Annotated in this window: 6 protein-coding genes; 2 read left to right on the top strand and 4 right to left on the bottom strand. The window is 40.0% G+C overall.

Annotated features, from left to right (window positions below; translation table 11 throughout):
- Positions 1-711 carry a spondin domain-containing protein gene (locus tag PAND9192_RS19355; RefSeq protein ID WP_159458261.1) on the bottom strand — a complete coding sequence of 237 codons (711 nt, stop codon included), beginning with the start codon at positions 709-711 and terminating at the stop codon, positions 1-3.
- Positions 712-1,105: 394 nt separating this feature from the next.
- On the opposite strand from PAND9192_RS19355, the gene PAND9192_RS19350 reads away from it, so the two are divergent.
- Both PAND9192_RS19350 and PAND9192_RS19345 read left to right on the top strand, forming a co-directional pair.
- Complete coding sequence (locus PAND9192_RS19350) at positions 1,106-3,547, top strand: YgiQ family radical SAM protein (RefSeq protein ID WP_087855028.1); 2,442 nt, start codon at positions 1,106-1,108, stop codon at positions 3,545-3,547.
- Positions 3,548-3,732: 185 nt separating this feature from the next.
- Complete coding sequence (locus PAND9192_RS19345) at positions 3,733-4,740, top strand: phospholipase A (RefSeq protein ID WP_370738400.1); 1,008 nt, start codon at positions 3,733-3,735, stop codon at positions 4,738-4,740.
- Here PAND9192_RS19345 and PAND9192_RS20830 read toward each other — a convergent pair.
- From PAND9192_RS20830 to PAND9192_RS19335, 3 genes are all read right to left on the bottom strand, one after another.
- A complete protein-coding gene (locus tag PAND9192_RS20830; RefSeq protein WP_162840644.1) occupies positions 4,737-4,892 on the bottom strand; it encodes a hypothetical protein in 156 nt (51 codons plus the stop codon). The two genes, PAND9192_RS19345 and PAND9192_RS20830, sit on opposite strands and share 4 nt — an antisense overlap.
- A 142-nt stretch (positions 4,893-5,034) precedes the next feature.
- Positions 5,035-5,796, bottom strand: coding sequence for a DUF2884 family protein (locus PAND9192_RS19340; protein WP_200817848.1), 762 nt, complete (start codon positions 5,794-5,796; stop codon positions 5,035-5,037).
- A 66-nt stretch (positions 5,797-5,862) separates the two neighbouring features.
- Positions 5,863-16,176: a T1SS-143 repeat domain-containing protein gene (locus tag PAND9192_RS19335; RefSeq protein ID WP_234999224.1), complete on the bottom strand. Its 10,314-nt coding sequence runs from the start codon at positions 16,174-16,176 to the stop codon at positions 5,863-5,865.
- Between the last annotated feature and the right edge of the window lie 68 nt (positions 16,177-16,244).

The raw sequence follows: 16,244 nt of genomic DNA, 5'->3' as shown, positions 1-16,244 counted from the left end.
TTACTCAATTCTTTTTATTGCTATAGTGCCAATTGGTAAGCCATTTGAATAATGTAAGCCATTTTCAAAATCAGTATCCGTTCTTTCAGATGTCAATAACGAGATATTTACATGTGGTGTTAATGGTGCATTATTAGCCGTAAATGTTGTTCCATCATCACTACCGGCATCATATGTTTTTACATCTTTTGATAATGTAGTAAGCCAGTTATCCCCATCTTTCAAAGAAAGACTATCAATACCAGCAAACCAATCAGGACTTGGCGCTAACATAGTAACTAATGAAATTAATGGAAAGTCTTGAGTCACCGTAAATCTTACTGTTACTGAGTTTTCACCTGCATCTAGATTAGCAGCAGACAGACCACTACCATCAATGGTTGAATATCCTTTACCGGTATTAATTACGCTATTTATCTCTGGAGTAATATCATCTTTAGAGCCAGTTTCAGCCACAGTAACAATACCAGCAGACGCTAATTCACCAACCTTAAACAAATTAACATTACTATTATGCGTAAGACCAATTAGACCTGAAAAATGGCGATTATTCGGATAATTTGTTGGGAAATTTGTACTACTCCAATTAGATGTAAATGTTAAGTCATAGGTTGCCGTTTCTGACTGTCGATTAAAATCATCATTATCACTGCCACACCCACCACTCAAAAACAAAACGCCAACAAAAAGAGAAAATAGATATTGCTTCATTTTATTCACCTTCCATACCATTATGGTATGATTGTTAATATGAAGTAACATTATGGTTCAAAATATTATCTCAATAGTATTTTAAGGCTATAAAAACCCCTAAGAACATAATCGCTTCCTTAATTTATCTTTTTCTATTGATTTCTATGAATAGCCATATGAAAAAACTTTTATAATCATAAAGATATAAATTAAAATTTAATATCAGCGTTTATTATCCATATCTGAGAAACTGTCTTATATTCAATAATCAGTTACTTTTATTGATAATAATTTTTACTTTCGATCGCCTGATATAAAAACTTAAACAGATATAAAGGTCTGGGTTTATAAAGGCTAGCCAGCGTTTAGGTGAGCCGCTATAATTCCCGCCTCAAAATATAGAGGTCAAAACATGCACACGAAAGTAACACCTATTGATAGCTACCCTAAGTATTGGGCTGAATGCTATGGCACAGCTCCATTCTTGCCAACATCTAGAAAAGAGATGGACGCTCTTGGCTGGGACAGCTGTGACATTATCATTGTTACTGGTGATGCCTATGTTGACCATCCAAGTTTTGGTATGGCTGTTATTGGTCGTTTACTTGAGTCTCAAGGTTTTCGCGTGGGTATTATTGCGCAGCCTAAATGGGACAATAAAGACGATTTTATGGCATTGGGTAAACCGAATCTTTATTTTGGTATTACATCCGGCAATATGGATTCAATGATCAACCGCTATACCGCGGATCGTAAGTTGCGTAAAGACGATGCTTACACTCCCAACAATGAAGGTGGCAAACGTCCTGATCGTGCCGTATTGGTGTATTCACAACGCTGCCGTGAAGCCTATAAAGAAGCACCTATCGTGCTGGGTGGTATTGAAGCAAGTTTACGTCGCCTTGCACACTATGATTACTGGTCTGACAAAGTTCGTCGCTCAGTATTAATGGATGCGAAGGCTGATATTCTGTTATTTGGTAACGCTGAACGTGCACTGGTTGAAGTCTCACACCGTATCGCAAATGGCGAAGATATTAAGTCATTAACTGATATTGCAGGCACTGCGGTAATGATCAAAGACATTCCTGAGCGTTATCAGGAAATTGATTCATCACGTATTGAAAAGCCTGGTCGTCCAATGGTGATGCAAAACCCTTATGCGACCGAAGAAACTTGTGCATCTAATAAAGAAGAAAAAGAAAAGCAGCCACAGGTAATTCACGTTCGTCCATCGCGCCACGACGCAGAAAATACAGTTGTCCGTCTGCCATCTTATGAAAAGCTAGCCAATGACCGTATTTTGTATGCTCACGCAAGCCGTGTCATGCATTTAGAAACCAACCCTTATTCTGGACGCGCATTAATTCAAAAACATGCTGATCGTGAATTATGGATCAATCGTGCACCAATTCCATTATCAACTGAAGAGATGGATTTTGTATTTGGATTACCGTTTGCTCGCGTACCTCACCCAAGTTACGGCAAAGCAAAAATTCCAGCTTATGACATGATCAAAACCTCGGTTAACATCATGCGTGGTTGTTTTGGTGGTTGTTCATTCTGTTCAATTACTGAACACGAAGGTCGTATTATTCAAAACCGTTCTCAAGAATCTATTCTTAATGAACTAGAAGACATTCGCGATAAAGTTCCTGGTTTTACTGGTACTATTTCTGATTTAGGTGGCCCGACAGCGAACATGTATCGTCTTGGCTGTTCTGACACACGTGCAGAAGCTAACTGTCGTCGCCCATCATGTATCTTCCCTAAAATTTGTGAGAAGCTAAATACCGATCACAAACATCTGATTGATTTATATCGTAATGCTCGTAATGTTAAAGGTATCAAGAAGATCATGATTGCCTCTGGTGTGCGCTATGATTTAGCTGTCGAATCGCCAGAATACGTGCGTGAACTTGTTACTCATCATGTTGGTGGTTATTTAAAGATCGCACCGGAACATACAGAAAAAGGCACACTTGATCTGATGATGAAGCCGGGCATGGGTACCTATGACCGCTTTAAATCAATGTTTGAACAATACAGTCAAGAAGCAGGCAAAAAACAATACCTAATTCCATACTTTATTTCAGCGCACCCAGGCTCAACTGATGATGACATGTTGAACCTTGCATTGTGGCTTAAACAAAATGATTACCAGTGTGATCAGGTACAAAACTTCTACCCATCACCAATGTGTAATGCTACGGCAATGTACCACTCTGAAACTAACCCATTAAAGAAAGTGAAGTACAAAGGTCGTGAGGATTTATTTGTTGCTAAAGGTGAACGTCAACGTCGCCTGCATAAAGCACTCTTACGTTACCATGATCCACTAAACTGGCCTCTTATTCGTGATGCACTAACGACAATGGGTAAGAAGTACCTTATTGGTAATCGCCCTAATTGTTTAGTACCAGAGGCTGGTAGTGAAGCAGAAATGACACCAGCAGAACGCCGTGGTTCAGGTCGTCATGGTTCTAAGCGCTTTGCAACTAAGAACCCAAACCAGCCTGATATTCGTACCGATGGTAAACGCCCTCAAGGTAATCGAAATGGTAAGCCGGTAGGTAATGGTAAACTGCAACCAAACGGCCCACGTAGTAACAATACAGCAAAAACAGGCACTAACAGTAACCGTGGTGGTAGTAATAACACCAGTACCAATGGTAACCGTGGTGGCAGTAATAACACCAGTACCAATGGTAACCGTGGTGGCAGTAATAACACCAGTACCAATGGTAACCGTAATGGAAAGCCTGCCCAGTCAAATAGTCGCCCGACTAACCGTAATGGTAAACCAGGGGGTCGCCCAAACGGTAAACCAACGCGGAGTCGCAGCGGTGCATAGCTAATACCGCACTCAAAAACTGCACGTTAAACAATAATCGCCGTCTATCTTTAGACGGCGTTTTTGTTTTACAACTATTTGACTTAATATTAATAAATATAGTGACTAATTAGGTACACTAATGACAATATGACAAAGGATTAACAACCAGCTTATTGTTTAACTTTTAGGGATAATTGTTCATTGTGAGATGTATCTATACTGTTTGCCTTACTTCTTCATTATTTATTGCGAGTACAGCAGCTGCAAGCACTACTCAAGATTATGATGCTTGCCTACTCAACGCGGTAAAAACCCAAAATGGTGATTTAACACTCAATGACATCCGTTTGCGTTGTACCAAAAATATTACAGCGGCAACAACGCATCAGGCTTCTCCCCAGCCAACGCTTGTTTCTCAACGCTTACAAAATGAACGTGAAACAGCGTTCAACCGCTTCGTTATTACTCCCCATCGTATGAATTATTTTCTACCAATAGTCATGACTGACAGCATCAATGATGCCGCTTATAAAGATAGTCCGTGGGCTGGTAAGATGAAAAATGCTGAAGCGGAGTTTCAAATTAGTTTTAAAACACCATTAAATTATGGTGATTTATTGATTGATGATGATGGCTTATTTGTCGCTTTCACCTTGGAGTCATATTGGCAAGTGTATGCCGCTGACCTTTCACGTCCGTTTAGAGAAACCAATTATCGCCCCGAAATATTTTACCTAGCCCCGACACCATGGGCCCCCTTTGGCACCAAAACTTGGATGACACTGGGTATTGAACACCAATCAAATGGTCGAACTCAGGGCTTATCGAGAAGCTGGAACCGTGTCTATACAGATCTGATCGTTGAGAAAGGCAATTTAGCACTATCACTGCGCCCGTGGTGGCGAATACCTGAAGATAAAAAACAAACACCATCTTCTGCTACTGGCGATGACAATCCAGATATCATCGATTATATGGGACATTATGAGATAAATGCAGTTTATAAATGGCAAGATTACGAATTTAGTTTTACTGGCCGCCAAAACTTTGCAACTCACAAAGGCTATGGTGAATTGGGATTAACCTTCCCGCTATGGGGTAAATTACGAGGTTATACTAAATACTCAACAGGTTATGGTGAAAATCTCATTGATTACAACCATAAACAGCAACGACTCGGTATTGGCATTGCCCTAACTGATTTACTTTAACGAAAGAGTTCAAACCCAATAAAGATGATTGCTGCAGAGCCTAACACCGCCACAAGACCTGTGACAATCTGATTTTGTTGTGACTTTGATAAATAGCGAATCACCCAATATGCAAAGCCTAATAGACCAAAAATAATTAAAATCTTTAACATATAGCACTCCATTGACTTAGCGAACAAATTCACAGGCAGTAACATTCACCAACGTTAAGCATGACACTGATGTCTTATCTATCAAGTGTAGGCATAAATACCAATAAAAATAGCACCCTTAGGTGCTATTTTTGATTATTGCTTATCTTTCATTAGCATTACTTTTAAACATTGGTATATCTTGCAACTGTGGAATAATTTGCTGCAGTTGCTGCTCTTGTTTCGCTAAGCCTTCAATTGAACCGCATAAATCATTCGCTTTTACTTTCATCTCACCACTATGCTGAGCCACAGTATCAGTGATCTGCGTCTTTAATTGCGAAAATTTAGTCTGCATTTGACTAAAATCGAGATCGCCATGTTTCATCTCATCACCAAGTGCCGTTAATACACTTGATATTGATTCAACAGTAACTTGCTGGATCGCATTTTCAAATTCTGTTTTCCAGGTGGTATCCATACTACTAAACACATCAGCAGGCATCACAAAATCACCTTGCGCATTATAAAATTTATGTTGCGCCTGCTCACTTAATTGTTTCACCAATGTCTGTACTTTAGTAAATGCAGTTTGTGAGTTAAAACTACTTGATACATCTTTCAATACTGCTAATGCTAGGTCTGTGCCTTGTTGAGCTAACGCTGCCATCTGTGGCAAATAGGTCTGCATATTATCGCTATAAGCTGTTAATGCTTGCTGTTGCATCGTATTAAGATCAACCTGCTTACCATTAATAAACAAATTATTATTATCATCTATTAATAACTTTGGCTTTCCTGCTTCATAAACAGACACGTTTCCTTTATCAATATGAATTGGATTAGGTACGTTAACAGGACAACTTTGCGCATATACTGCACCTGAACTTAATAGCAGCAAACCACCAATTAGCCCTTTTTTCATCACTCTTTCTCTTTGTTTTATCAAAAAAGCAGCCATTCAAAGCTGCTTTTTTAGTTTAATTAATCGTTAATGATTATTATCAACTTGAAACACATTATGATTGAACAAGGATGACACAATATCAGCAGAAGATGCACCATCTACTAAGCCTAAATCATGTTGTGGGTTGAAATTTTCTAACACAATATGCTGTGACTGCCCTTGAGTACTATTCACTTCAAGATTGAGATTGCCGTTATCATCAACATCAGCACTAACATGTTTCAATAAAACATCCATATCAACAATACTATTATTATCATCAGTCAATAAGTCATAAAGGTTAATTTGATCTTTATCTAACTCAAAATCAGTAATGGTATCCGTATTTTCCACCGCCGAAAGCGATGTTTCATGCCATATGAACACATCATCACCACTACCACCGGTTAAAATATCATTACCCTGACCAGCAGCAAGAATATCGTTGCCACCGAAACCAAACAAAGACTCGCCTTGGTTATCAGCAGTCAAGGTATTATCTTGTTGATTACCAAAATTATCACTTAACTCAAGATTACCACTATTAAGTAATGCATCCAATTTATCAGCATTTGTCATACTAGCAGCGTTATCACCAAAGAGATCATTATGACTAACACCATCTAATATGATGTTTTGCACAACTTGATGTTGATCATCAAAAATCTGAATTTCAGTATTGCCTTGTTGTTCTACGATATTCAAACGATTATTCAAATCTTCAACAGATTGAATATCCTGACTATTAAGCGCATCACCAAGATTAATGGTATCAATACCCACTTCAAAATCCATGATAGTGTCTGTCGCTGGCGCATTAGCAGTACCAAAATCAGCTTCAGACCATAAGAAAGTATCTTTAACGCCATCGCCATGGCCATTAAGATCACCTCCCCACAGAATATCATCACCTCGACCGCCAACTAAAATATCAGATGCTAAACCACCGACGAGAATATCATTGCCGTCACCGCCAAATAGGGTTGCTTCAGCGGTACTATCAATCACTAAATTCGCTTGATTCGACGCACTATTCTGACCAATTATATTATTGGTTACACTAAGATCATCAACCACGACATCAATATTAACCGCTGGTGATATTGCTTGAGAACCATCAGATTCAGTCGATACTGCAACAACGCTGATTGTGTGTGTACCTTGAGTAAGATCTTTAATATAAACATCATTCAGATCTTGCGCAGTAATTTGCCACTCACCATTACCTAAGTCGGTACCAATAACATTGCCAGCTTTATCAACAACCTGAGCTGAGCCTAAATCACTAAGTTTAACAGTCAGTGTTTCAGAAGCATCAGCTGACGCTGCAGCAATTAAACCAATCAAAGGCAACATTGTCCCTAATGAGCTTTGAATCGCAGCGGTTTGAATATGATCCGGACTTAAACTTAAGGACGGCATATCCGCTTTTGGTGTGACGGTAATATTGACTTTATTGGTCGTCGATAGACTGCCACCTGAGCCGGTATTACCACCATCATTGGTTGTAATGGTCAATTCATCATTGCCACTGAAGTTTTCAGCTGCAGTATAGCTCACACCACTATCAAGTACCGCGTTGATATCTGCCATTGAACCTTTCAGAACCACATTACCGCTACCATCATCAGTAACTTCAACACCACTATTTGTCGGTAATATAATCGATAGTGAGCCATGATTAACCGCTAATGTCACCGACATCGCTTCATTATTGGCAAGCTCATTAAAGTCAGCATCGGTAACTTTTATACCTTCCACAACTGTTGCAGTATCTTCACTCGCAGTAATCGTGGTAGGTACATCATTGACCGGTGCATCATTGACCGCATCGACAGTGATATCAACCGTACTCACATCGGTTAACGCACCACCGCTACCGACATTACCGTTATCAGAAGTAGTCATGGTTAGCTGATCGCTACCGTTATAGTTTTGATCGCCACTGTATTCAATCCCCGCATCAAGCAAGGTATTAATTTTATCAATATCACCGCTTATCACTAACTTACCGTCACCATTATCAGTGATCGTTAGCCCTTGAGTATCGGTTGCAATAACCGCCAGTTGTCCATGTTCAACACTTAGCTCAACTGTCATTTGTCCCGATGTACCACCTTCTTTGGCATCAACATCTGCAATGCTCAATCCAGTAATAATATGGCTACTGTCTTCATTAACATCAAATGCTGCAGGTACTGTATTTACAGGCGCATCATTAACCGGTGTTACTGTGATATCAACCGTACTCACATCGGTTAACACGCCACCGCTACCGACATTACCGTTATCTGATGTAGTCATGGTTAGCTGATCACTACCATTAAAGTTTTCATCACCAGTGTATTTAATACCCGCATCAAGCAAGGTATTAATCTTATCGATATCACCGCTTATCACTAACTTACCATCACCATTATCAGTAATAGTTAAACCTGATGTATCGACACCCGCAGCAATAGCAAGTTGGCCGTGTTCAACACTAAGCTCAACTGTCATTTGCCCCGAAGTACCGCTTTCTTTAGCGTCAACATCTGCAATGCTCAAGCCTGTAATAACATGGCTACTATCTTCATTAACATCAAACGGTGCTGGTACAGTATTTACAGGCGCATCGTTCACTGGCTTAACTGTAATATTAATACTATCAGTATCGGTTAATGGACCGCCGGCACCTGAATTACCATTATCATTAGTGGTCATAGTCAGGCTATCAGTACCGTTAAAATCTTTATCACCAGTATAGTTAATTCCATGATCTAAAAGTTGATTAATCAAGTTTAAATCACCATTGATAATCAACTTACCATCACCATTATCAGTGACGGTTAAGCCCGATGTATCGACACCCGCGGCAATAGCAAGCTGACCGTGCTCAACACTTAGAGTGACTGTCATATCCATTACTGCATCATGATCATTGCTATCAACATCGGTAATTTGCAAACCATTTATCACTAGCGTAGCGTCTTCATCAACCGTTAATGGATCTGAAGGTAAATGGTTTACTGGTGCATCATTATCAGGAATAACATCAACATGGATAGTCTTATCAACTGCAACACTGTCAGTACCAACAACACCGTTGTCAACCGCACGAATATCAAGATTTAAATCGCCATTCCAAATAGTGCCGTCAATGACCGTTTGATTATTAGCATCACCCGGATGGAAAATTAACGAATCCAGATCAGAGCCTGTCACTTTAATTATCCATGAACCATCAGCTTGCTTTTCTGCACTACCATCAACCCCATCAGGTAACGTAAATGAACTTGAATCAGGTACGTTAGTGATGGTTATTTGTAATGATTCAGCCCCATTTTCATGCACATTTGGACCAGGATTATTAATGGTGTTTTTGTCGTCATAAGCTTTAATACCCAAATCAAGCGTAATCGGACTATTTTCATCACCACTTGCATTTGGATCAACGTCAGTATCTACTTTATCGGCTACTGGTTGTACATCGATAGTGATGGTTTCACGATTCTCTGCCGGTTTATCCAGTGAGTCTTCTTTTGAATAAACCACAATATCAATATCAACGGTACCACTGAAATCATGGGGTGGACGCACTTTAATATCACTTAAATCAAAGCTTTCACCTGATGCAGCAATTGTCCATACACCACCGCCATTATTAACAGCACCTTCAATGATAAAGCCATCGGGCACATTTTCTAATTTCATCGAAACAATATGCTCAGAGCCATCGACATCTTCTAAAGAACCACTAATTCCAGCCAATGAAATAGCGGTATCTTCATCACCAACAATCGGTGTATCAATACCTTGCCATTTGATTTCATCATTCACAGCAATTACATCAAAGCTAACCGTACTATCAAATGATTTAGTGTCAGTGACTGTCGCCCCGCTAGTTTGATCATAAATAGCAGTATCCACTACAGTTGTACTGACATTAATATCGACCTTACCGCTAAAATCGAGTGCAGGCTTGAAATGAATATTATCAAGCTGACTTTGATCAACCGTAATTGACGTGCCTAGCACATTGCCATTAGCATCAATAAATACGCCATTGGTAGTATCAGCTAATGTTAGGGTTACTGACTGTATCGTTTCTTTACCATCAGTCTCCGATGTATCGGTATCTTTTAAACTCATCGAGAGATCGAGTTTAATATCACCATCTTCGTAAGCAATATTATCGTATACCTGCTCTTGCTTATCATCTGATGTCGAGATCGGCTGCTTATCGGCGTTTAAGCCATCCGTTTCTACAACCGTAATCGCGACATCTTTAGGCCCATCAACTTGTGGAGCAACTTGTACGGCAATATCTTCATTTACTGTTTTATAATCACCACTATCAGTATCTGTTGTGACATAGGTAACATTAAACTTAAAATCACCGGCATAGTCATTAGGAAGATTTAATGTGATGCCTGAAAGATCAACCGTACCATCAGCACCAACAGGCACTTTTAATACGTACTCACCAGTAACGTGGTCAAAATCAGCGCCTGAAATAGTTGCACCCGCTGGTAAATTACCGATGCTTTTGATTACTAAGGTAAACTCATCGTGAGCTTGATCACCGTTCGCTGTACTGATGGTAACAATGTGATCCATCATTTGCTTACCGAGATCAACACTATTATCTTCAGTGCCCGTTACGATATAGCTATCATCAACAATGATATCGGCGGCTTTTTCAGTATGACTTTCAGTATTAGCGCTAAAATCTAACGTGATTGTTCCTTTCTCGTTAACTTTATCACTGACATCACCGTCATCGCTCATATCTTGAACAAGGGCATTGATATTAAGGGTTAACTGGCCTGTAAACTTTTCTGCCGCAATTATTTTTAAGTCACCTAGTGATGATTGCGGCACCGTCCAGCTACCATTACCGTTATTAATACCACCAATGATCACGAACCCTTCAGGAATAGGATCTAACACAATTTGCGTGATCACTTCTGAACTTGAACTATCATCATTTTGCCAGATAATTTTGCCGTCAGATCCAGCATCATTAGATAAATCAATTACACCGTCGCTACCAGAGGCAATCGTAGTCTCTTGTGTACCGTTATGATCAATAACTATTGAACCATCAGGCTCAACAACCGCTTTAATATCAACATCCAATGTGCCGGTAATTTCTTTGGTTACTGTTTCTTTATTACCATCGACATCAGTTTGAGATACGGTAACCGTTGAGGTTAACTGTATATCTTGATCTGAATTATGAGGTGCAGTTACTGTTAATTCACCACCATCAAGTAATGTCTGTAATTGCTGTGTAGTTAATTCTATATGACCACTACTGTCAGTATTAAGTAGAGAACCATCTATAAGCAACTGATAACCCGCAGGTAATCCACTTAAAGCTAAACCTGTAATATGCTCTTGCGGATCAGTCAGCGATGGTTGCCAATGAACAATAGTTGCTTCGTCTTCTAGTCCTGTCGATATAGTGGTGTAATTATCCGCATCAATTTCAGGTGTGATATGAATAATCAACTCACTGCTGAACTCAGCACTCGCACCATCATTTTCAGTCACAACTATGCGCACATCTAAACTGAGATCTTCAGTGCTATTCTGAGGTGGCTTAATAACAATATTGGTTAATGAGTCAAGGTTTACTTGATAAATAGGCTGACCATTACTGTCTTCACCTGCGTAAACTAAGGTTTGTAGATTACCTTCTGCATCATAAATCTCAGTCCCTTTTGGAATACCTGAAATAACCACACTCAGAGTTTCAGAGCCATCAGTATTACCGTCAGCATTGGTATGCTCACCAGAGACGACTTTAAAATCAAATTTAGCTTCGCCATCTTCTTTAATCGTGGTTTGTAAACCATCTCGACCATCATCTAATGGTGTCCAATCAGGGTTTTCAGATACAATTTCAGGGTGATCAACCACACCTGTTAACGCAACATCAATGGTTTGAGGACCAATGATTTTTTCACTGGTCTCAGTCGTCACTTGGCCGTTAGCATCTGTCACTTGTGCGACATCACGGACAACACCATTAACCGTAATACTAAAATCAACATTACTGTCTAACGGCGGTTGCATTGATAAACCGCTTAACTGTTGGTATGAAATCTCATATACGCCATCGCCATTTGGCGTCAGTAGCTGATCATTAAGATACAGCACAGCGCCATCAGGCAATGCCGAAATTTGTAGATATAAAGTCTCTGAACCATCGGTATTATCGTCCAATGATGTCAAGTTAATATGGCTTGATAAATCAATCCGTTGATCTTCATTTGCTTCAACACGCGTGACTTTCAATACCGCATCATCAGCCACAGGACTAACATTAATAATCACAGTTTTAATTTCAGAGTCAGCCGTTTGATGACCAGTAACAAAGTTACTATTTTCTTTACTTTGTGCTTGAATCGTTAACTCAATATCGCCACTGAAATTATCAACTGGATTAACCTCAACTGACGCCATCTGGTTTGCTGTTACTTTATACACACCAGAGCCAGGTGAAGTTTCAACTAATAATTGACCGCCAATTTCTAAGGTACACTTGTCCTGATATTCTACGGGCACGGTAATGAAATAGAACAGCCTTTCTGAACCATCGGTATCTTGTAAATCAGCCACAACATTGAGTAACACGTTATCCTGATCTTCTGAGGTGACATAGTGATCAACAGAACTTGCATTCCAGATTGGTGTATCCGCAATACCTTGCACATTAATAGAAAACTCACCATTCATAACCGGATGATTACCACCGTCAGTGGTATTTACTTGTGCAGTTACGTCAAATTTAATTCCGGCAGCTGAGGTTGAATAGTCTGCATCAGGAACAAAAGTCACACCTTGTAAAATAAATTTCACATCTGGTGGATTAGTTGTATCAACTGCAAACGCCTCCGGTGGTAAGGTAACACTACCATCACTATTAACGGTGAGTGGTTGGTCGTTATACATAAACACACCATGTGCTTGTGTTTGCGGTTGAATAGTTACTGTACCTACATGTTCACCACGGTCGTTATCCCCACCATTAATGGTCATATTAATTGCAATACCATTACGGCTTGGATCAACGTTGTCGGTTGGATCGGTAGAGTGACGACCATCGTCTTCTTCACCGGCACTATTTTCAACTTGTAATATGGCGTCTTTATCGGAAATATCTAAAGTTATAGTGCCTGTAGCAGTATCACCGTCACCATCGGTTACTTCAAAACCAATTTGTTTAATTAGCTCTTCTTGAGTTTGAGAGATGTTATCTTTGGCTATAAAGTAGGTATCACCATTAGGCTTGATCATCAGCTCACCTAATACTTGCGTACCGTCTTTCACTTCATAGATTCGATATTCACCAGATTGTTCTAAGCTAGACAACGCAATATGTTGACCATCAACAATCAAGGCTGTCACTTCAGCACCATCAGCTCCTGTTGCTGTAATCACATTTTCTTGCGTACTTGAGCTATCTTCGACTGTCGCTAATGTCACATCGTGAACCGATGGAATATCATCTTTAATCGTAACATTAACATTGACACTTCCACTTACATCACCATCGTTATCGATCGCATATACTGGAATATCAATGGTTAATTGATCTTCACCTTGAGTTGGATGATCTATTGTGCCATGCAATTGGAAGATATAACGTCCAGTTGGTAGTAAGTAATAACTAAATACAACATTACCGTTAGCGATACCTTGGTAAGTACCTTCACTTGATTGCGATAAAATTATTTTATTACCATGCGAAGTTATATCGTTTTGTTGATTAAACGAGTCAACGTCCACTTTGTAATTAGTGACATAATCACTACCTGAATTAACAACAATATCGCCAATAGCTGATTCACCATCACCTGATGGAGTCGAACCTGAGGCTAAATCACTTTCCTCAACCGTTAATGCAGGTGCAGCAATAATTACTGGACTAGCGCCATCTTCAATAGTTATTTGAGCATTAACATCATTAGTAAGAGGATCACCATCAGTATCATTAACTTGTACTGGTACATCGATAACGATCTTATCGCCATCAACATTTACCCATCCACCATTATTACTACCATTATGGTCAAGTGGAGAGTGTTGGGTAATCGAGACTTTAATATCAACATCATGTCCGTTTGCAGCTTGTGTCGCGGTCACGGCGACTGTAACAACAACGTTTCCGTCAGCAGCACCCGTTAATACACCTGTATTATGATCATAATTAAAACTGATCTTTTCGCCATTAGAGGTTAATTCTGATTGTAATTCATCAATCAATGCCGTGAGTTTAGTATTATCAATAGTCGCAGTGCTTGGATTAAGGCGGTCGACTCCTGCTTTAACTGCAATATCAACATCACCTGAAACCGGATACCCTTGTTGACCTGCCTCTGGCGTTAAATCACCTTCAGTAATAGTAATTGAACCAGTTTCACCGCCTGTAGCATTTTCACCATCATGAATATTAATCGTGATCTGACCCGGCTTGCTGTTATCACCGTCATAGTCTTGAGCAACTACATCTAGCTTAATAATTTCATTATCAGCATTCGTGTCATCGACCTGATCAATCGGTTGTTTTTGTTCAACAACATAATGACCATTAACATCAATCTTTATTTCCATCACGACTTGAGATGGATTGTCTTTTAATACAATGGTAATAGTAGAGCCATCAGTACTTAATGAGTACGTCGTTTCATGACCATTACTGGTTAAACCATCCAACGATGATTGAACGCCTTCAAAGTACACTTTTGCGACTTGGTCACTACCCGTATCAATATCAATCGTGCCAGATGCAGTTGCCTGACCTGATGTACCTTCATCTAAGGTTGCTGATGTATCATGGCCAAACTCTGGATTAGCGCCATCTTTAATCGTCACAACCACATCAACGGGTTGTTGCAATGCATCACCATCAGTATCTTGCATTTGAACAGGTACATTAATGGTAAGATCACCGCCATTAACATCAACATAAGTACCGTCGGCACTCAAATGATCTAGCGGTAATTGCTGAGTAATCGACATCTCGACGCTGACATCACCATTTGTTTGTGCTGTCGGCGTCAAGGTGATGGTAACGGCTTCATCCGCCCCGCTGGCTGTGATACCGGTGATCGTGATAACACCATGAGCATCAATATTAATGCTAAAGGTTAATGCGTCTCCGCCAGAAGTAAGACCATTTAATTCGGTCAATAATGCCGTTTTAACGTTGTCAGTGATCGTTAATGACGTTGCGACTAACGCATCATCTGTTGCATCAACGGTAAAGTGTCCTGTACCAACAACAGGATAGCCTTGCTCACCTGCTTGAGGGATTAAATCACCTTCAGTAATGGTAATATTGGCTTGAACGCCTTCACCTGTAGGATTTAAACCATCCTTTATATGGATCTCTAATTGACCCGTATTACTGCTATCACCATCATCATCCGTGGCCACCACACCAAGCTCAATATTAACGCTATCACCTGCTGCATTATCTTGTTCAATCGGTTGATGTTGTTCAACAATATAACTGCCATCATTACCAATTGTGATCGTTAGAACCGCTTCACCATCATTTGTGCCACCGTCAATCACGACCTTAATCTCATTACCATCAACGCTATAACGGGTCGCTTGATTATTTGAGACAATGCCATCAAGTGATGGCTGAGACTGAGCAAAATCAATATGCGCAATGTCATCAGAGCCCACATCTAATGGGATCTTACCGCTGGCTGTTACCCCTGTTTCGGTTTCAACAATGGTGGTACCTTTATCAGTACCAAATTCAGGATTAGCGCCATCTTTAATCGTCACAACCACATCAACGGGTTGTTGCAATGCATCACCATCAGTATCTTGCATTTGAACAGGTACATTAATGGTAAGATCACCGCCATTAACATCAACATAAGTACCGTCGGCACTCAAATGATCTAGCGGTAATTGCTGAGTAATCGACATCTCGACGCTGACATCACCATTTGTTTGTGCTGTCGGCGTCAAGGTGATGGTAACGGCTTCATCCGCCCCGCTGGCTGTGATACCGGTGATCGTGATAACACCATGAGCATCAATATTAATGCTAAAGGTTAATGCGTCTCCGCCAGAAGTAAGACCATTTAATTCGGTCAATAATGCCGTTTTAACGCTGTCAGTGATCGTTAATGACGTTGCGACTAACGCATCATCTGTTGCATCAACGGTAAAGTGTCCTGTACCAACAACAGGATAGCCTTGCTCACCTGCTTGAGGGATTAAATCACCTTCAGTAATGGTAATATTGGCTTGAACGCCTTCACCTGTAGGATTTAAGCCATCCTTTATATGGATCTCTAATTGACCCGTATTACTGCTATCACCATCATCATCTGTGGCCACCACACCAAGCTCAATATTAACGCTATCACCTGCTGCATTATCTTGTTCAATCGGTTGATGTTGTTCAACAA

The sequence above is a fragment of the Photobacterium andalusiense genome, assembly GCF_900185625.1.
GTDB lineage: Bacteria > Pseudomonadota > Gammaproteobacteria > Enterobacterales > Vibrionaceae > Photobacterium > Photobacterium aquimaris.
Note: the sequence above shows the minus strand (reverse complement) of the source record. Positions and strands in the feature narration are given on the sequence as shown.